This window comes from Nocardia sp. NPDC003726 (assembly GCF_053586955.1).
On sequence record NZ_JBSFNF010000007.1, the window covers coordinates 49,405 to 69,867 of the forward strand.

At 71.0% G+C, this 20,463-nt stretch carries 7 protein-coding genes; 6 read left to right on the forward strand and 1 reads right to left on the reverse strand.

Annotation, left to right across the window (positions count from 1 at the left end):
- Window positions 1-154 precede the first annotated feature (154 nt).
- The 6 genes from ACWDMM_RS11705 to nrdF all read left to right on the forward strand — a co-directional run bounded on the left by ACWDMM_RS11705 (window position 155) and on the right by nrdF (window position 18,344).
- Window positions 155-13,456 carry an amino acid adenylation domain-containing protein gene (locus ACWDMM_RS11705; protein ID WP_449937227.1) on the forward strand — a complete coding sequence of 4,434 codons (13,302 nt, stop codon included), beginning with the start codon at window positions 155-157 and terminating at the stop codon, window positions 13,454-13,456.
- On the forward strand, window positions 13,453-14,439 hold the full coding sequence (locus tag ACWDMM_RS11710; RefSeq protein WP_195078568.1) for an ATP-binding cassette domain-containing protein: 987 nt from the start codon (window positions 13,453-13,455) through the stop codon (window positions 14,437-14,439). Before ACWDMM_RS11705 ends, ACWDMM_RS11710 begins: the two co-directional genes overlap by 4 nt.
- Complete coding sequence (locus ACWDMM_RS11715; protein WP_195078567.1) at window positions 14,436-15,254, forward strand: ABC-2 transporter permease; 819 nt, start codon at window positions 14,436-14,438, stop codon at window positions 15,252-15,254. The genes ACWDMM_RS11710 and ACWDMM_RS11715 overlap by 4 nt, the downstream gene beginning before the upstream one ends.
- Entirely contained in the window at window positions 15,254-16,072 is an 819-nt protein-coding gene (locus tag ACWDMM_RS11720; RefSeq protein WP_195078566.1) for an ABC transporter permease, read from the forward strand. The genes ACWDMM_RS11715 and ACWDMM_RS11720 overlap by 1 nt, the downstream gene beginning before the upstream one ends.
- A 147-nt stretch (window positions 16,073-16,219) precedes the next feature.
- Window positions 16,220-17,089 (forward strand): intradiol ring-cleavage dioxygenase, encoded by an 870-nt coding sequence (locus ACWDMM_RS11725; protein ID WP_449937407.1) that lies wholly within the window; start codon window positions 16,220-16,222, stop codon window positions 17,087-17,089.
- A gap of 292 nt (window positions 17,090-17,381) precedes the next feature.
- Window positions 17,382-18,344 carry a class 1b ribonucleoside-diphosphate reductase subunit beta gene (gene nrdF / locus ACWDMM_RS11730; RefSeq protein ID WP_159838446.1) on the forward strand — a complete coding sequence of 321 codons (963 nt, stop codon included), beginning with the start codon at window positions 17,382-17,384 and terminating at the stop codon, window positions 18,342-18,344.
- Between the two features lie 161 nt (window positions 18,345-18,505).
- Here the strand turns inward: nrdF and mgtE are convergent, their stop codons facing one another.
- Window positions 18,506-19,870 carry a magnesium transporter gene (mgtE, locus tag ACWDMM_RS11735; protein ID WP_195078565.1) on the reverse strand — a complete coding sequence of 455 codons (1,365 nt, stop codon included), beginning with the start codon at window positions 19,868-19,870 and terminating at the stop codon, window positions 18,506-18,508.
- Between the last annotated feature and the right edge of the window lie 593 nt (window positions 19,871-20,463).

Genomic DNA, 20,463 nt, shown 5'->3' on the forward strand with positions numbered 1-20,463 from the left:
GTCGCGCAGTGTGCCCAATACCCCGCAGCGCCGACCGCGCCGGTTCAGAATTGAGTTGCCGCGTGCTGTGCGGCGGCACGTACTACCGGTACCGCGGTGGCTGCGGGCGGTCACTGCCGATCGGCCCGATCGCGGTCAGAACGTAGGACACGTCATGCAACAGCCTTCCCTTTCGGCGAGAGATTCGGACACAGTTCTTCCCGACGGGGCCTTCGCCCTCTCGGCGGCACAGCGCGGCATCTGGTTCGCCCAGCACGTCGCGGGCGCGACGCCGATCTCGATCGCCCAGTACGTCGAACTGAACGGTCCGGTCGACCTCGACCTGCTCGCGCGTTCGGCCCGGCAGGCCGGGCGCGAATTCGGCACCGGCTACCTGCGCCTGGTCGAGGTGGAGGGGCATCCGTTCCAATTCGTCGATCCGACCCTCGACGACAGTCTGGAAACGCTCGATTTCCGTTCCCACCCCGATCCGGAGGCGGCCGCGCAGGCGTGGATGCGCGCGGAATACGAGACGCCGCTGGAGCTGACCCGCGACCGGCTGGTGCGCATCGCCATGCTGCGCGTCGGCGCGGACCGCTGGTTCTGGTACTCGCGGATCCACCACATCGTGCTCGACGGCATGGGCGCGCTGACCATGGTGCAGCGCACCGGTGAGCTGTACAACGCCGCCGTCGAGGGTCGCGAGGCTCCGCCCGCGAAGGCGGAGGACCTGCGCAAGATCGTCGAGGCGGATCTGGCCTACCGCACCTCCGAGCGGTTCGGCTCGGACCGGGAGCACTGGCTGGCGCACCTGGACGGCATGGCCGATCCGGTGAGCCTGGCCGGCCGCACCGCGCCCGTGGACGGGCACCCGAGGCGGGTCACCGGCGCGCTGTCCCCCGAGACCGGGCGCCTGCTGGACGCCGTCGCCGAGCAGGTGTCCTCCGGCGTCGCGCCGACCGTGGTCGCCGCCTTCGGCGCGTATCTGTCCGCGATGACCGGCGCGCCGGAAGTCGTGCTGAGCCTGCCGGTGTCCGCGCGCACCACCGCGACGCTGCGGCGTTCGGGCGGCATGATCGCCAACGTGGTCCCGCTGCGGCTGCGGCTGACGCCCGCCACCACCGTCGGCGACGTGATCCGCGCGGCCCAGGGCGAGCTGACCGGGGCGCTGCGGCGCCAGCGTTACCGGCAGGAGGACATCTTCCGCGATCTGGGCTGGTCGATGGACGAGGCCGGGTCGTTCGGCCCCTCGGTGAACCTGATGATGGTCGACACCAGAATTCAGCTCGGCCGGGTCACCGGGCGGCTGCACGTGCTGACCTCGGGGTTGATCGACGACCTGTTCGTCAATCTGTATCCGGGCGTCGGCGGGGAGAGCACCCACATCGACTTCCAGGCCAACGGCAACCTTTACACCGACGCCGAGCTGACCGGGCAGCACCGCCGGTTCCTGTCGTTCCTGCATCGTTTCCTGGCCGCCGGGCCGGACGCGCCGCTGGCGAGCGTGCCGGTGCTGTCGGACGAGGAGCGCACCGGCTTCGCGCCCGCTCGCGGGCCCGAGGGCGTCGCGGCGCGGACGCTGCCGGGCATCCTCGCCGACGGCGCGGCCCGCGATCCGCTGGCGACCGCGCTGGTGGCGGGCGAGACCGCACTGACCTACCGCGAGGTCGACGATTACACCAACCGGCTGGCCCGGGTGCTCATCGCGGCGGGCGCCGGACCCGAGCGCACGGTGGCGATCTCCATTCCGCGGTCGATCCGGTCGGTGCTGGCGACGATCGCGGTGGCCAAGACCGGCGCGGCGTTCGTGCCGATCGACCCGACCTATCCGGCCGACCGGATCGAGCACATGGTCGGCGACAGCGGGGTGGTCGCGGGGATCACGACGGCGGCCGCGCGACAGTCGTTGCCGGGCCGGGTCTCCTGGCTGATCCTGGACGACGAGGGCACCGAGCAGGCGCTGACCGAGCAGGACGCCGCGCCCGTGACCGACGCCGACCGCCTGGCCCCGGTGCACCCGGACCAGGCCGCTTACATCATCTACACCTCCGGCTCCACCGGGCTTCCGAAGGGCGTGCTCGTCCCGCATCGAGGGCTGGCCGACCTGGTGGCGAGCTCCGGCGCCGGATTCGGCGTCGACGCCGAGTCCGTCGTCGCCCATGCCGTGTCGCCGAGTTTCGACATCTCGGTGGAGGAGATCCTCGTCGCCCTCGCGGCGGGCGCGACGCTGGCCGTGGTGCCGCCGTCGGCGTACGCGGGCGAGGAGCTGGCCGAGGTGCTGCGCGCCCACCGCGTCACCCACCTCAACGTGACCCCGGCCGTCGTGGGGTCGCTGGACCCGGCGAGCCTGCCCGACCTGCGCACCGTGATCGTCGGCGGCGACGCCTGCCCGCCCGAGCTGGTGACGAAATGGTCGGGCCGAACCCTGCTCAACGGCTACGGGCCCACCGAGACCACCATCACCGTCACCCTCAGCGCGCCGCTGACGCCGGACGGTCCGGTCACCATCGGCCGCCTGGCCCGCGGCGTGTCGGCCGTGGTCCTCGATCCGTGGCTGCGGCCGCTGCCGCCCGGCACCGTCGGGGAGCTGTACCTCGCCGGTCCCGGCGTCGCGCGCGGCTACCACCGGCGCAACGGGCTCACCGCCGACCGCTTCGTCGCCGACCCGTACGGCGACGGCGAGCGTATGTACCGCACCGGCGACCTGGTGCGCTGGGTGCACAACGACGGACGCGTCGAACTGGAGTATCAGGGACGCAGCGACTTCCAGGTGAAGGTGCGCGGCTTCCGCATCGAACTCGGCGAGATCGACGCCGCCTTGCAGCGGCAACCCGGCGTCGACTTCGCGCTCACCCTCGGCGTCGAAACCGGTTCGGGCGCCACCGCGCTCGTGTCGTACGTGCTGCCGGAGCCGGGTGCGGAAGTCCACCCGGAGGCGCTGAAAGCCGCTGCGGAAGAGACGCTTCCGGCCTACATGGTGCCCGCGGTGATCATGGTGCTGGACCGTCTTCCGCTCACGCCGCTCGGCAAGGTGGACCGCAAAGCCCTGCCTGCACCGGAATTCGGCGCGCGCACCACCGTGAGCAGGCCACCGTCCACGCCGCGCGAGGAGAAGCTCGCCGCGCTGTTCGCTGAGGTGCTCGGCCTGGAATCGGTGGGGGTGGACGAGAGCTTCTTCGCGCTCGGCGGCGACAGCATCGTCTCGATCCAGTTGGTGTCACGAGCGAAGGCGGCCGGTCTCGGATTCGGCGCGCGAGATGTCTTCGAGCGCAAGACCGTCGCCGCGCTGGCCGCGGTGGCCACCGACGTGCCGACCGGAGAAGTGCGCGAGCTGCCCGGCGGCGGGGTCGGCGAGGTGGAACTCACGCCGATCGTGCACGCGATGCTCGATGCCGGTGACACCTGGCGGCGGTTCGCCCAAGCGGTGCTGATCGAGCTGCCCGCGGGCACGGAGCGCGCGGACCTCGTCACCGCCCTCGCGGCGCTGCTGGACCGGCACGACCTGCTGCGCTCGACGCTGCGCCGCACCGGCGACGGCTGGAGCTGGGTGGTCGCCGAACCCGGCGCGGTGAACGCGGGCGCCCTGCTGGAAATCGTGACCGCGGACGCCGATCTCGACGCGACCTGCGAGCGCGCCTTGCAGCGCGCCGCCGACCTGCTCGACCCGGAGGCGGGCGTGGTCGCGCGTTTCGCGTGGATCGAGCGCGCCGACGCCGCGCCGCTGCTGTGGCTGGTGCTGCACCATCTCGTCACCGACGGCGTCTCCTGGCGGATCCTGCTGCCGGATCTGGCCACCGCCACGCTGGGCGCCGAGCTCGCACCGGTCGGCACGTCCTTCCGCCGTTGGGCGTACGGCCAACGCGAGCACGCGGCCACGCGCGTCGGCGAACTGCCGCTGTGGCAACGCATCCTGGCCACACCCGACCCCGCGCTCGGCTCGGCGCCGATGGACCCGGCCGTCGACGTGGTCGGCTCCATGGCGCACCTGACGACCGTCGTACCGCCGGACATCGCCAGGTCCGTGCTCACCACCGCGCCGGATCGCTTCCACTGCGGCGCCGACGACGTGCTGCTGACCGGGCTCGCGCTCGCGGTGGCCCGGTGGCGCGGGCGCACCTCCACGCTGTTCACCCTGGAGGGTCACGGCCGCGCGGAGTCCGTCCTGCCCGGCGCCGACGTGGCGCGCACGGTGGGCTGGTTCACCAGCGTCTATCCCGTCGCGGTCGATCTGGCCTGCATCGACGTGGCGGACGCGTTCGCGGGCGGCGCCGCGGCGGGCGCGGCGATCAAGGCGACCAAGGAACAGCTGCGCGCCCTGCCGGACAAGGGCATCGGTTTCGGGATGCTGCGCTACCTGGTCCCGAGCACCGCGGCGGCGCTGGCGGACGCGCCCACCCCGCAGATCAGCTTCAACTATCTCGGGCGCGCGTCCACCGGCGGCGACGCGGAACCGTGGCTGCCGCGCCGGTTCGCCGCGACCCAGGACGACCGCGCGCCGCTGGCCGCGGCGGTGGATATCAACGCCGTGCTCACCGACGCCGGACTCGAGGTCACCTGGGCCTACGCCGGACGGCTTTTCGACGAGGCGGATCTCGGCGAACTCACCGCGCTGTGGGAGCAGGCACTCGCCGCGCTGGCCCGGCACGCGGCGTCCGCGAACGCGGGCGGACGCACACCGTCGGACTTCGACCTGGTCACCGTCTCGCAGGCGCAGATCGACGCCTGGGAGCGCGCCTACCCGAACCTGGCCGACGTCTGGCCGCTCTCGCCACTGCAATACGGCCTGCTCTTCCACGCGCTCTACGACTCCGACACCGCCGACGGCTACACGGTGCAGTCGCTGCTCACCCTCGCGGGCACCGTGGACGCGCCCCGATTGCGCCGCGCGGCGCAGGCTTTGGTGACCCGGCACGAGAACCTGCGCGTCGCTTTCGTCGAGACCGAGGACGGGCCGCGCCAACTGGTGCTGGCCGATGCCCAGATCGACTGGCGGGAGGCCGATGTCACCGGCATCGCCGACAGCGCCGAGCGCACCAGGGAGGTCGACCGGTTGATCGCGGTGGACGCACGCACCCGCTTCGAACTCACCCGCCCCCCGCTGCTGCGCTGCACGCTCATCCGGACCGCCTCGGACACCTACCGATTCGTGCTCACCAACCACCACCTGGTGCTGGACGGCTGGTCGACGCCGCTGCTGGTGCGCGAACTGCTCACCCTCTACGTCACCGACGGCGACGACGCGGCCCTGCCGCCCGCGCACTCCTACCGCGAATTCCTCACCTGGCTGGAGACCAGGGACGACGCGGAATCCCTCGCCGCGTGGACCGAGTCGCTGGCGGGTATCGACACGCCGACCCGCGCGGTGCCCACCCTCGCCGGGATCGAATCGACCGAAACCGGCATGATCTCCGTCGACCTGTCCCGCGACACCGTGGCCGGGCTGGAGACCACGGGCCGGGAAGCGGGCGCGACGGTGAACACCTTGGTGCAGGCCGCGTGGGCGATGTTGCTGACCATGCTCACCGGTCGCACCGACGTGGTGTTCGGCGGCACCGTCTCGGGACGGCCGCCGGAGCTGGCCGGGGTCGAGGAGATGGTCGGCCTGTTCATCAACACGCTGCCGGTGCGGGTACGCCTCGATCCGGCGGAGAAGGTCACCGACCTGCTCGCCCGCGTGCAATCCGAGCAGGCGCGGCTGATGGACCATCAGCACGTCGGGCTCGCCGCCATCCACCAGGCGGTCGGCCTCGCCGAGCTTTTCGACACGCTCACCGTGTTCGAGTCCTACCCCATCGATCGCGAAGCGCTGTCGCAGGCGCTGGACATCGCGGGCATGCGGGTGCTCGACGTGGAAGGCACCGATGCGACGCCGTATCCGCTGAACCTCATGGTGATCCCGCTGCGCGGCGAGGACGGCCGTGACACGCTGCGGATCACGCTGAAGTACATGGCCGACCAGCTGCCGATGCGGGAGGCGCGGCCGCTGCTGGACCGTTTCGTCCGGCTGCTGACCCAGCTCGCGGACAACCCGCACGCCCTGGTCTCCCAGGTGCAGTACTGCGACGCCGCCGAGCGCGCCGCGCTGGCTCCGGTGCGCGGCCCGGAGCCGGTGCCGCCCGCCACGCTGCCCGAGCTGCTCACCGCGGGCGCGCGGATCGATCCGGACGCGATCGCGATCACCGCGGGCGAGCTCACCATGTCCTATGCCGAGCTCGACGCCTGGTCCAACCGCTTCGCCCGGGTGCTGCTGCGCCGCGGCGTCGGGCGCGAGGTGTTCGTCGTGCTCGCGCTCACCCGCTCCCTGGAATCGGTGGTCGCGGTGTGGGCGCTGGCCAAGACCGGCGCCGCGTTCGCTCCGCTGGACCCGAACTACCCGGTGGAGCGCATCGAGCACATGCTCAGCGACTCCAAGGCCCCGATCGGCGTGACGGTCACCGCGACCGGCGAGACGCTGCCGGGCACGATCGACTGGCTGCTGCTCGACGACCTGAACACCATCCGGCGGGTGATGACGGTCTCCGAGGCCCCGATCACCGACGCCGAGCGCGGCGGGCCGATCGACCTGGACCAGACCGCGTACCTGATCTACACCTCCGGCTCCACCGGCAAGCCGAAGGCCGTGCTGCTCAGCCACCGCGGCATCGCGAATCTCGTTGCGGCGCAGCGGGAAACCCTTGCCCTCGACCCCACCGCGAGCGCGCTGCAGGTGGCCTCGCCCAGCTTCGACGCCTCGGTGTTCGAACTGCTCACCGCGCACGGCGCCGGCGGCAGGCTGGTGGTGTCGCCGCCGGACGTCTACGGCGGGACGGAACTGGAGACGCTGCTGCGCACCCAGCGCGTCACCCACGCCGTGATCACGCCATCGGCGCTGGCCACCATGGAGCCCGCCGGGCTCGAGCACCTGCGCGTGCTCGCGGTCGCGGGCGAGGCGGCGACGCCGGAGCTGATCGAGCGATGGGCGCCGGGCAGGCGGATGGTGAACCTGTACGGCCCCACCGAGTTCAGCATCTGGGCGACCGGGCCGGGCGAACTCGTCACCGGCGAGCCGATCACGATCGGCGGGCCCATCCGTGGCGCGTCCACCGTGGTGCTGGACGCTTGGCTGCGTCCGGTGCCGATGGGGGTGCCCGGCGAGCTGTACCTCGCGGGTCCCGCGCTCGCGCGCGGCTATTTCAATCGGTTCGAAATGACCGCGGGCAGGTTCGTCGCCGACCCCTTCGGCGCGCCCGGCGGGCGGATGTACCGCACCGGCGACATGGTGCGCTGGGTCGATCACGGCGGCGGTCCCGAGCTGGAGTACCTGGGCCGCAGCGACTTCCAGGTCAAGATCCGCGGCCTGCGCATCGAGCTGGGCGAGATCGACGCCGTGCTCTCTCGCGACGACGAGGTCGAGTACGCGGTGACCATCGGGCGCACCGGCCCCGCCGGGACCACCGTGCTGGTCTCCTACGTGCTGCCCGCCGAAGGCGCGCGACTGGACGTCGAGCGGCTGCGCGCGCAGGTGGCCGCGGAACTGCCCGGATATATGGTGCCCGGCTACCTCGTGGTGCTCGACTCGATTCCGCTCACGCCCGTCGGCAAGCTGGATCGCAAAGCCCTTCCGGTGCCGGACTTCTCCGAAAGTCAGCGGCCCTATCTCGCGCCGCGCGGCCCCGTCGAGGAGGCGGTGGCCGCCGTGTTCGGCGAGGTGCTCGAACGCGATCGCGTCGGCGTCGACCAGTCGTTCTTCGAGCTGGGCGGCAACTCGCTGAGCGCGACCAAGGTGGTGGCGCGGGTGAACGCGGCGCTCGGCTCGCGGATCGCGCTGCGTGATCTGTTCGACGCGCCGACCGTGGCCCAGCTGTCGGCCCGGGTGGTGCCCGCCACCGGCGCGCAGCCGGGCGGGTTCGGTCTCGCGCCGCGGATCCGGCCGGATCGGGTCCCGCTGTCGCCCGCGCAACAGCGCATGTGGGTGCTCAACCGGATGGATCCGGCTTCGGCCGCCTACAACATCGCCGTGGCGCTGCGGCTCACCGGGAACCTGGACGTCGAGGCGCTGCGCGCGGCGCTCGTCGACGTGGTGGACCGGCACGAGAGCCTGCGCACGCTCTACCCCGCCGACGCGGAAGGGCCGCGTCAGGTCGTGATCGACGCCGACGTGGCCGTGCCCGCGATGCCGGTGGCCGATACCGAGGACGGCGCGCGGCTGCGTGAGCGGATCACCGAACTGACGGGCACCGGCTTCGACCTCGCCACCCAGCCGCCGCTGCGGGTGGGCCTGTTCCGTATCCACGGCGGCGTCGAGCCTTCCGCGACCGCCGCACCGGTGTCGTCGGCGCCTTCGACGGGCGAAACGCCGGTCTCGTCCGGTCCCGCGGCCGCGACCGCGCCGGTCTCGTCGAGCTACACCGCGAGTTCCGGCGAGAGCGCCGCCACGCCGCCGGTGCACGTCGTCGTGCTGGTGGTGCACCACATCAGCGCGGACGGGGCGTCGATGGCGCCGCTGGCCGCCGATCTGGTCGCCGCCTACTCCGAGCGGGCCGGAGGCGGGCACGCCGAGCGGGTACCGCTGCCGGTGCAGTACGCCGATTTCGCGCTGTGGCACCGCGAGGTGCTCGGCGACGAAGCGAACCCGGAATCGCTGGCGGCGCGGCAGATCGAATTCTGGCGCGCGACCCTCGCGGGCGCGCCCGACGTGCTGGAACTGCCCTCCGACCGGCCGCGCCCCGCGGTGCAGACCATGCACAGCGCCGACTTCCGTTTCACCGTCGACGCCCAGACGCACCGGGCGCTGGCCGACTTCGCCACCGCCCACCACGTCAGCCCGTTCATGGTGGTGCACGCGGCGCTCGCGGTGCTGCTGGCACGCCTGGCCGGCACCGATGACGTGCTGATCGGCACTCCGGTCGCGGGGCGCGGGGAGGAAGCGCTCGACCAGCTCGTCGGCATGTTCGTCAACACACTGGCGCTGCGCACCCCGGTCGACGCCGGCGCGGACTTCGCCGCGTTCCTGGACACCGTCCGGTCCGCGGACCTCGACGCCTTCGCCAACGCGGACGTCCCGTTCGAGCGGCTGGTCCAAGTGCTGGATCCGGCGCGCTCGACCGCGCACCACCCGCTGTTCCAGGTCTCGCTGTCGCTGCAGAACTTCCTCGAACCCGTGCTGGAGCTGCCCGGCCTGCGGTTCGAGGTGGAGGACTTCGAACGTGACGCTTCCCAGTTCGACCTGACCCTGGATCTGCGCGAACGCTTCGCCGACAGCGGCCCGGCGGGCATCGAGGCCGTGCTCACCTACGCCACCGATCTGTTCGACGAGGCGACGGTGGCCGCGTTCGCCACCCGGTGGCGGCGCGTGCTCGCGACGGTGCTGACGCGGCCCGAGGTCCGCATCGCCGATATCGACATCCTCGGCGACGCCGAACGGGCGACGCTCGTGCCGGTGCGCGGCCCCGCGTCCGCGGCGACCGTCACCCTGCCGGAGCTGCTGGCCGAGACCGTGCGGCGTTACCCGGATCGCATCGCTGTGGTGTGCGACGGACAGACCACCACGTATGCCGAGATCGACGCGCACGCCGCTCGCTTGGCCCGCGTCTTGCTCGAATCCGGTGGCGGACCGGAAACGGTTGTCGCGCTGGGCCTTCCGCGTTCCGCGGAACTGCTCATCGGCATGTGGGCCGCGGCGAAGGCGGGCGCGGCGTTCCTTCCGGTCGATCCCAAGCACCCAGTCGAGCGCATCGACCACATGCTCACCGACTCCGGCGCGACGCTCGGGCTGACCCTCGCCGCGTTCCGGCCCATGCTGCCCGACAGCGCGAACTGGCTGGTGCTCGACGACCTCGCGCTGGTCGAGCGGTGGAGCGCCGCGAGCAGTCGCCCGCTGAGCGAGCGGGAACTGCCCCGCCCCATCCGGCCGGACAACGCGGCGTGGATGATCTACACCTCCGGCTCGACGGGCACGCCGAAGGGCGTCGCGGTCTCCCATCGGGGCATCGCTGATCTGGTGGCGGCGCAGAAGGTTTCGCTCGGCCTGGACGAGCATTCCCGGGTGCTGCAGGTGGCGTCGCCGAGTTTCGACGCGTCGGTGTTCGAGGCGATCATGGCGTTCGGTTCCGGTGGCGCTTCGGTGGTCGCGCCGCCGGAGGTGTTCGGCGGCAGCGCGCTGGCGGAACTGATCGACACCGAACAGGTCACCCACATGGTGATCACTCCCTCCGCGCTGGCGACCCTCGACCCGGCCGAGGTGAGCAGCGTGCGGGTGCTCGCGGTGGCGGGCGAGGCGGTCGGCGCGGAGCTGGTCGAGCGCTGGGCCACCGGACGCACCATGGTCAACCTGTACGGCCCCACCGAATCGACCATCTGGGCGACGGGTTCGGCGCCGCTGACGGTGGGCGCCCCCGTGTCCATCGGCACGCCGGTGCAGGGCGCGCAGGTGCTGGTGCTCGACGACCGGCTGCGCCCGGTTCCGTTCGGCGTCGCGGGCGAGCTGTACCTCGCCGGACCTGCGCTGGCGCGCGGCTACCACGCGCGGGCGAGCCTGACCGCGGCCCGCTTCGTCGCCGGACCGTTCGGCGCGGCGGGTGAACGGATGTACCGCACCGGCGATCTGGTGCGCTGGATTCGCGGCGACGCCGGACCCGAGCTGGAGTACCTGGGCCGCACCGACTTCCAGGTCAAGGTGCGCGGCCAGCGCATCGAGCTGGGCGAGATCGACGCGGTGCTCGGCCGCGCCGACGGCGTGGACTTCGCGGTGACGCTCGGCGTGCCCGGCCCCACCGGGGCCACCGCGCTGGCCGCCTACCTGGTCCGCACGCCCGGCCGCGACCTCGACGTGGCGACGGTGCGCGCCTTCGCCGCCGACCTCCTGCCCGGCTACATGGTGCCGTCGGCGTTCGTCGTGCTGGAGGAGATCCCGCTCAACGCGGTCGGCAAGCTGGACCGCAAGGCGCTGCCCGCACCGGAGTTCGCCGGCGACCGCACCGAGTACCGCGCGCCGGTCACGCCGACCGAACAGCAGCTGGCCGCGATCTTCGGCGAGTTGCTGGGTGTGGGGCGGGTGGGCGCCGACGACTCGTTCTTCGCGCTGGGCGGCGACAGCATCCTGGCGATCCAGCTGGTGTCGCGCGCCAAGCAGCAGGGCATCACCTGTACCCCGCTGCAGGTGTTCGAGCACCGCACGGTGGCGGCGCTGGCCGCGGCCGTCGACGCGGCGGGCGCCGCGGTGACCTTGGACGAACTGCCCGGCGGCGGTGTGGGCGAGCTGCCGCTCACGCCGATCGTGCACTACATGCTCGAACGTGGCGGGAACTACGACCGCTTCGCCCAGACGGCGGTGCTCGAATTGCCCGTGGGCATCGAGCGCGCGCAGATCGTGGCGGTGCTCGCCGCCGCGGTGGACCGGCACGACATGCTGCGCGCCCGGCTGGTGACCGACGGCGCGGACGGGCCGCGCGTACTGGTCGGCCCGCCCGGATCGGTCGACGTGGACGCGCTGGTGCACCGGGTGGAGTTCACCGCCGTGGACCCGATCGAACTGCACGAGTTCGCCATGACCGAGCTGGACGCGGCGGCCGACCGGCTCGATCCAGCCGATGGCACTGTGCTGCAATTCATTTGGCTGGACCCGGTGGGCGACGCTGGGTCGCGCACCGGAGCGGGCCGGTTGATCGTGCTGGCCCACCACCTGGTGATCGACGGTGTGTCCTGGCGCATCCTGATCCCGGACCTGGTGGCCGCGTGGGCCCAGGTGTCGGCGGGCGCCACTGCGGTGCTCGCGGAGACCGGAACCTCGATGCGGCGATGGGCCCACGCGCTGACCGACGAAGCGCATTCCCAGAAGCGGGTCGCCGAACTGGCGTACTGGCACGACGTGCTCGCCGGTTCCGATCCGCCGCTCGGCGGCCGGGAACTCGATCCCGCCGTCGACCGGACCGGCACGCTGCGCATGGTCGAGCGGGAGCTGTCCGCCGAGGTCACCACCGCGCTGCTCACCACACTGCCCGGCCTGTTCCAGGGCAGCGTCAACGACACACTGCTGGCCACCTTGGCGCTGGCGCTGGTGCGCTGGCGTGGCGGTGACCCGTCGGCGCTGCTGCGCATGGAAGGGCACGGCCGTCAGGAAGAAGTGGCTCCCGGCGCCGACCTGTCCCGCACGGTCGGCTGGTTCACCAGCATCTACCCGGTGCGCCTGGACCTCGCGCAGATCGACATCGACGACGCGCTCGCCGGTGGACCGGCGTTGGGCGCCGCGATCCGCGCCGTCAAACACCAGTTGCTCGCGGTGCCGGACAAAGGTATCGGCTTCGGCTTGCTGCGCTACCTCAACGCCGAGACCGCGCGGCAGTTGCCGGAACGGCTGCCGGGCCGGATCGGCTTCAACTACCTCGGCCGCTACTCCACCGGGGACATCCCGGCCGGACTCGAGGGCCTGGGTTGGCTGCCGACCGACGAGCTGGGTGACGTGCACGTCGCCGAAGACCCCGGTGTGCCACTGCAATCGGCGATCGACGTGAACGCCGTCGTGATCGGCGACCGCTTGCGGGCGAGCTTCGGCTTCCCGTCCACCCTGCTCGACCACGACGAGGTCGCCGAACTGGCCGATCTGTGGATCGAGGCCCTGCACGCCGCGGCCCGGTTCGCCCACACCCCGGCGGCGCGGGACGCCGCCGAAGAGGAAGCGGCGGCCACGGCGTCTCCGGCCGTTCCCGCGGCGGGCGGCCTCGGACTCGACGTGGTGCTGCCGATCCGGCTCGGCGGCGAGCGACCCGCGCTGTTCTGCATCCACCCCTCGTCCGGGATGTCGTGGACCTACTTGGGATTCGCCGACGCGCTCGCGCCGGGCCGCCCGATCTACGGGCTGCAAGCGCCCGACCTCGGCGGTCACGAACCACCCGCGCGCTCGATCGACGAGTTCGCCGAGCGCTATGTGCGGGAGATCAGGGCCCTGCAACCCGAGGGGCCGTACCACCTGCTGGGCTGGTCGTTCGGCGGGCTGATCGCCCACGCGGCGGCGGCGAAGCTGAAGGCCGAAGGCGCCGAGGTGGGCGTGGTCGCGCTGCTGGACGCCGACACCGCCGACATCGACGGCGACAGCATCGAACCGCTCACCGCGGGCTCGTTCGTGCACACCTTCGGCGCGGTGTTCGGCATCGAGGACGTCCCCGCCGACGCGACCGCGCAGCAGGCGGCGGACCTGATCCGCGAACGGCTCGGCGGCGTCTCGCTGATCGACGCCGCGACCTTGGAGCGCATGGCCGCGTCCTACAACGCCGCCGCGCGCACCAGAACCGGGTACCGCCGTCCGGTGTTCGACGGCGACATCGTGTACTTCAGCGCGATCGTCGACACCTCCGACATCTTCGGTCCCGACGGCTGGGGGCCGTACGTGACCGGCGAGATCATCAACCACGACATCGAGGCGACCCACGACGAACTGACCGCGCCGCACGTGCTGCCGGTCATCGCGCGCGTGCTCGATGCACATCTGGGAGGCCGAGGATGAATTCCGACCAAGGAGTCGTCGTCGAGGGGATCGAGAAATCCTTCGGCGCGGTCAAGGCGTTGCGCGGAGTCGACTTCGCGGCCGAGCCGGGCGAGGTGCTCGGCATCCTGGGACCGAACGGCGCGGGCAAGACCACCACGGTGAACGTCCTGTCCACGCTGATCCGGCCGGACCGAGGCCGGGCGACGGTCGCGGGCCACGACGTGCTGGCCGATCCCGCCGCCGTCCGCCGCAGCATCATGCTGACCGGGCAGTACGCCGCGCTGGACGACATGCTCAGCGGCTACGAGAACCTGGTGATGTTCGGCAGGCTGATGGGCCTGCGCAAGCGGGCCGCCCGTGCCCGCGCGGACGAGCTGCTGGCCGAGTTCGACCTCGAACGCGCGGCGGGCCGCCGGGTCGGCACCTACTCCGGCGGCATGCGCAGGCGCATCGACATCGCCTGCGGCCTGGTGGTGCGGCCCGACGTGGTGTTCCTGGACGAGCCGACCACCGGGCTGGATCCGCGCAGCAGGCAAGGGGTCTGGGATCTGGTCGCCGGCTTCAAGAAGGCGGGCATCACCACCCTGCTCACCACCCAGTACCTGGAGGAAGCCGACGCGCTCAGCGACCGGATCATCGTCATCGATCACGGAAAGGTGATCGCCCACGGCACGGCCGACGAACTGAAGGCGCGCACCGGCGGCAGCTACTGCGAGGTGGTGCCGCTGAATCTGAAGGATCTGCCCGCCATCGCCGCCGCCCTCGGTTCGCTGCTGCCGCAGGAGAACAGGGACGCGCTCGGCCCCGATTCCGACCGGATCGCCGTCCCTGCTCCGGACGGCGCGAAGACCCTGCTGGAGGCCCTGCGCCGACTGGACAGCGCCGGCTTCGACCTGGTGGACGTCGCACTGCGCCGCCCATCGCTCGACGACGTGTTCCTCCAGCTGACCGGGCATCTGGCGACGACGGAGGAACGCGCGCGGCGGGAGGTCGTGTCGTGACGGCGGCGACCTGGCTCAGCCAGACCCGCGCCGCGCCGCTGCGGCCGCAGCAGTGGTGGGTGCTGACCACCCGGCTGATCGTGCCGTCGGTGCAGACCGGCGAGGTGCTCACCTCGGTGCTGGCGCCCGTGACGTTCACCGCCAGCTTCTACATCCCGCTGAAGACCATCATGACCGTCATCGGCACCGGCTTCAGCAGTTACGCGCAGTACATGATGCCGCTGGTGATCCTGCAGGCCGCCGCGTTCACCGCGGTCTCGGCGGCCTTCCGCGCCGCCACAGATTCGGTCGCCGGGCTCAACCGGCGCTTCGGCTCGATGCCGATCGGCCCGCTGGTGCCGGTGACGGCGCGCCTGTCCGGCAGCGTCTTCCGTCTGGTGATCGCGTTGATCACGGCCTTGATCTGCGGCCACGTCATCGGCTTCCGCTTCTATCTCGGCACGGCGCACACCCTCGGCTTCGTGCTGTTCTCGCTGCTCATCGGCGTCGCGCTGATCTGGGGCGGTGATGTGATCGGCACCGTGTCGCGCAACCCGGAAGCGACGGCGCAGGCGCTGGTGCTGCCGCCGCTGATCTTCGGCATGCTGTCCACCGGCATCGCGCCCGCCGACCAGTTCCCGGCATGGGTGCAGCCGTTCGTGCGCAATCAGCCGGTGTCGCAGTGGGCCATCGCCCTGCGGGCGTTCGCCGGGGACAGCGGGCCGAACGCCGGTCAGGTGACCTGGTCGCTGCTGGGTCCGCCGCTGGCCTGGGCGCTGGCCGTTCTGATCATCTGCGTCCCGCTGTCGATCCGGCTGAGCTCGAGGAGGGCGTGATGGCGCTGCTGACCGACCACCAGGATCGCTTCCGCACCGGCTCCGAGCTGTCGGTGTCGGCGCTGGTGCGGCACACGCTGATCCAGACCCAGCGGCTGCTGCTGCGCTGGGCGCGCAATCCGGTCACGCTGCTGGAGACGCTGATCATCCCGTGCCTGCTGCTGGTCATGCTGAACACCGTGATCGGCGGGCAGATCCAGAAGTTCACCGGCGAGAGCGCGCTGTACGGCTCGGTGCCCATGGTCGCCCTGGTCGGCGCGCTGTCCGGCGCCGTCGCGGGCGGTGTGCTGCTCGGCCGCGAACGCGACTCGGGCCTGCTCGCGCGCTTCTGGGTGCTGCCTGTGCACCGCGCCTCCGGCCTGGCCTCGCGGGTGCTCGCCGAGGGCTGCCGCATCTTCGCCTGCACCCTCGCCGTCGTGCTGGTCGGCTTCGTGCTCGGATTCCGCTTCCACGAGGGCGTCGCGGCGGCGATCGCCTTCCTGTTCCTCCCGGTGCTCTTCGGACTGGCCTTCGCCACCGTCGTCACCTCGATCGCGGTGTTCACCGCGAAAGCGACGCTCGTGGAGGGCATCACGATCCTGACCTCGCTGATGATGTTCTTCAGCACCGGTTTCGTGCCGCTGGTCGCCTTCCCGAAGTGGATCCAGCCGGTGGTGCGCAACCAGCCCATGTCGGCCGGGGTCGACGCCATGCGCGCGCTCGCCTTCGGCGGGCCGCTGGCGCGTCCGCTCACGCTCACCGTTCTGTGGTCGCTCGGCGCGATCGTCCTGTTCGCGGTGCCCGCGAGCATCGGCTACCGCAGGGCCAGCAGACGCTGAGCCACACAGCGAACTCCCAGCGGGAACCCAGCCGAACCCGAGGGCCCGTTCCTAACGTCGCGGAAGACGAACCGGCGAACGGAAGGACGGACAGTGAGCGCACGACGCGATGAGGTGCACGAGCACGATCTCGGCCTCGCACACGACATGAAAGTGCTGATGTCCCGGCGGCGCGCCCTGTTCTTCCTCGGGGCGAGCGCGGGCGCGGCGGCGGTCGCGGCCGGTTGCGCGTCGGCATCGAACGACACCGCGGCCACGGCGACCGCCACGGCCGCCGCGGAATCCGGCGGCATCACCGCCGCCCCGCAGGAGACCGAGGGGCCGTATCCGGCCGACGGGACGAACGGACCCAACATCCTCGTCGAGTCCGGCGTGGTGCGCAGCGACATCACCAGCTCGTTCGGCTCCTATTCCGGTGTCGCGCAGGGCGTCCCGATGACGCTCGAACTGACGCTGCGCGACTTGGCGAAAAACGGCGCCGCCGGAGCGGGCATGGCGGTGTACGTGTGGCACTGCGACCGCGACGGCAACTACTCGCTCTACAGCGGCGGTGTCACCGAGCAGAACTATCTCCGTGGCGTCCAGGTGGCCGGCGACGACGGCAAAGTGACCTTCACCTCGATCTTCCCGGCCTGCTATTCGGGCCGGTGGCCGCACATCCACTTCGAGGTCTACGACTCGCTCGAGACCGCGGTCGCGGGCCGGAATGCCCGCCTGACCTCGCAGATCGCTTTGCCGCAGGACACCTGCGATGCGGTGTTCGCTGACGATCCCGGCTACGCGCGCAGTGTCACCAACCTCTCGCAGGTCACGCTCGCCTCCGACGGCATCTTCGGCGACGGCTGGGACGCGGAACTGGCCACCGTGACCGGCACGCCGTCCTCCGGCCTGCGCGTCGCGCTCACCGTCGGCGTCGCCGAGAAGTCACAGAACACGCTGCCGGGAAACGGTTCCGGGCCGCTGCCGGGCGGGCGCCCGCCCGGCAGCGGCGCACCCGGCGGCCGACCGCAGCGGTAACCGGCGGCGCCCGCCGGGACCTACCGACCTACAGACAGACAGACGGATCGGCTTGCCCGCGGTGCTGCCGGTCCCATGGCCGCCGTGACGACGGTGCCGATGCGGTCCCCCACGCGCGCGTGCCGCACAATAAGGGCCGCGCGCGGCGTGTCCCTGCGGTCTCCCGCCGGTAGGACACCTGCCGCGGCGACACAAGGTGTTGTGCTGAGCGGACATGTCGGCCACAAGGAGTAGTGTTCCGAAGGTAGATATTCCGTGACGGCAGCGTGCTCGGGAAAGGCGTGGAGGCAGGATGAAGCTTATCGATCGGGTGTCGGCCATCAACTGGAATCGGGTGCCCGACGAAAAGGACGCCGAGGTCTGGGACCGGCTCACCGGCAACTTCTGGCTGCCGGAGAAGGTCCCGGTCTCCAACGACATTCCGTCGTGGAACACCTTGACCGCCGACGAGAAGCAGTTGACCATGCGGGTGTTCACCGGCCTGACCCTGCTGGACACCATCCAGGGCACGGTCGGCGCGGTCAGCCTGATCCCCGACGCGCTCACCCCGCACGAAGAGGCGGTGCTCACCAATATCGCCTTCATGGAGTCGGTGCACGCCAAGAGCTACAGCTCGATCTTCTCCACGCTGTGCTCCACCCGCGAGATCGACGAGGCGTTCCGCTGGTCGGAGGAGAACCGCAACCTCCAGCGCAAGGCCGAGATCGTGCTGGAGTACTACAAGGGCGACGATCCGCTCAAGCGCAAGGTCGCCTCGACGCTGCTGGAGAGCTTCCTGTTCTACTCCGGCTTCTACCTGCCCATGCACTGGTCGTCGCGGGCCAAGCTCACCAACACCGCCGACATGATTCGGCTGATCATCCGCGACGAAGCGGTCCACGGTTACTACATCGGCTACAAGTACCAGAAGGGCCTGGAACTGGTCACCCAGGCCGAGCGCGACGAACTCAAGAACTACACCTTCGAGCTGCTGTTCGAGCTCTACGACAACGAGGTCGACTACACCCAGGACCTCTACGACGAGGTCGGCCTCACCGAGGACGTCAAGAAGTTCCTGCGCTACAACGCCAACAAGGCGCTGATGAACCTCGGCTACGAGGGCCTGTTCCCGAAGGACGAGACCGAGGTGAACCCGGCCATCCTCTCGGCGCTGTCCCCCAACGCCGACGAGAACCACGACTTCTTCTCCGGTTCCGGCTCGAGCTACGTCATCGGCAAGGCCGTCAACACCGAGGACGAAGACTGGGAATTCTGAGCAGGTGAAACGCATCGGGGCCCGGCGGTAATGCCGGGCCCCTGCGCGTTCTCCGGCCGCAGGCCCGCCATCTCACCGGTACGGCTGCCATCGATGAATCCACGCTCCAGCGCGCACTCCACGCGGGCGAAATCGACCGCGATCGTCGCGCACACCGCACCTCAGATGCCGAGCACCAGTTTGGCCGTCGTGAAGTAGATGATCAGGCCGGTGGCGTCGACCAGGGTGGTGACCATCGGAGCGGAGACCACCGCGGGGTCGATGCGCAGCTTCTTGGCCAGCAGGGGCATGGTGCCGCCGATGGTGGCGGCCCAGCCGCAGATCAGCACCAGCGTGATGCCGACGACCAACGCGATGCGCGGACCGACGAACAGGGCGCCGATCGCCAGGCCGACCGACGCCAGCAACGACCCGAGCACCAGACCGACCCGGCATTCCCGCCAGATCACCCGGAACAGGTCCGACGCCCGCACCTCGCCGACCGCCACCGCGCGCACGCAGGCGGTGGCGGCCTGTGCGCCCGCGTTGCCGCCCGCGCCGATCAGCAGCGGGATGAACAGCGCCAGATGCGCCGCCTGCTGCAAGGTGCCCTCGAAGAAGTCGGTCACGCTCACCGTGAGGGTCGCCGCGAACAGCAACAGCAGCAGCCACAGCGCGCGGTAGCGGGCCAGCTGGAACACGCCGGCGGCCATGTAGTGGCCTTCCCACGGCGCTGACCCGGCCTGCAGCGCGACGTCCTCGCTGTCGGCGGCCTCGATCACCTCCACCGCGTCGTCGATGGTCAGCAGCCCGACCAACCGGTCCTCGCTGTCCACCACCGGCAGGTTGATGTCGTTGGTCTCGCGCATCAGACGGGCCGCCTTCTCCGCGGCATCGGTGGCGCGCGCGAACGCCGGCTCGGTGACCACCAGCTCCGACACCATCGTCTCCGGCTTGCTGAGCACCAGTTCGCGCAGCTCGACGATGCCGGTCAGCCGCCTGCCCGCGTCGACGACAGGCAATGTGTAGACCGTCTCGGCGTTGCCGCCCTTGGCCCGCACCATGCCGAGCGCCTCGGCCACCGTGAGGTCGCGCGGCAGCGCCACCACCTCCGGCGTCATGTACTGCCCCGCCGAGCCCTCCGGGTAGCCGAGCAGGCTCGCGGTCATCCGCCGCTCGCGCGGGCTGAGCCCGGCCAGCGCCTTCTTGGCGACCTTGGCGGGCGCCTCGCGCAGCATGCGCGCGCGATCGTCGGGCGCCATGCCCTCGACCAGGTCGCGGAAACTCTGATCGCGCAGCCCTTGCAGGATCTGCTGCTGGTCCACCGGCTCGAGTTCCTCGAAGACGGCCAGCGCCAGATCTTTGTCGAGCAGGCGGAACGCCATCCCGGCCCGCACGGCGTCCATCCGGGCGAGCTGGTCGGCGATGACATGCGGCGGGTGGTTGCCGAGCCAGTCCAGCGCGGCGTCCACGCGGCGGGTTTCGACGATGTCCTGCAGGGATTCGGACAGCGTCGGACGTACTTCGATGATGTCGGTCTGCGACATGAGAGGACCTCAGCACATGCGTGAGTGAACGGAGAACGCGAATTCACACCGCGGGCGCCGGCCCCTGCCGTCGCGACCTGACTAGGAATGCGAAGGGGCGGCGCCGCGCGGCCTTCGACTGGGAGGTTCGCTGCGCATCGCTACCCCACCTCCCTCTCGTCGTCGCCGCGGATCTCGGTATCCGCACCGTTCGGGTCAACATCACTGGAACGCGAAAACGTCCTCGTGCAGCTTACATCGCTTCGGAGACGATGATCACCATACGACGGTCCGCTGTGACCGACGCCGCTCCGCACCGGTGTCGGCGCGTCGCGAGCCACACCACGAAGCCCCGGCCCCGTTCATAGGCCATCGGCCGCGGTAAGACAGGGTTATACGCAGTCGGCGTCGAACTGTTGCTCCCATGCTTGGGAGCCGGGACAGTGTTTGCCAGGCAAGTGCCCCGAACCATCGGGCGCCCCCCACACCAGTTCAGCTCACGGAAGTTTCGAAGTGTCGACAGCCACCGCCTTGATCCGCCGACGCGCGGTCGACTTCATGCGCGTTTCGCACGGAATCTGTTGCCGCTGAAGCATCGCGGCCCGCATCTGCGA

Excerpts from the sequence above, each read along its gene's own strand:
- nrdF (WP_159838446.1), top strand. The coding sequence starts at position 17,382 with ATGAAGCTTATCGATCGGGTGTCGGCCATCAACTGGAATCGGGTGCCC.
- mgtE (WP_195078565.1), bottom strand. The coding sequence starts at position 19,870 with ATGTCGCAGACCGACATCATCGAAGTACGTCCGACGCTGTCCGAATCC.
- ACWDMM_RS11710 (WP_195078568.1), top strand. The coding sequence starts at position 13,453 with ATGAATTCCGACCAAGGAGTCGTCGTCGAGGGGATCGAGAAATCCTTC.
- ACWDMM_RS11725 (WP_449937407.1), top strand. The coding sequence starts at position 16,220 with ATGAAAGTGCTGATGTCCCGGCGGCGCGCCCTGTTCTTCCTCGGGGCG.
- ACWDMM_RS11720 (WP_195078566.1), top strand. The coding sequence starts at position 15,254 with ATGGCGCTGCTGACCGACCACCAGGATCGCTTCCGCACCGGCTCCGAG.
- ACWDMM_RS11705 (WP_449937227.1), top strand. The coding sequence starts at position 155 with ATGCAACAGCCTTCCCTTTCGGCGAGAGATTCGGACACAGTTCTTCCC.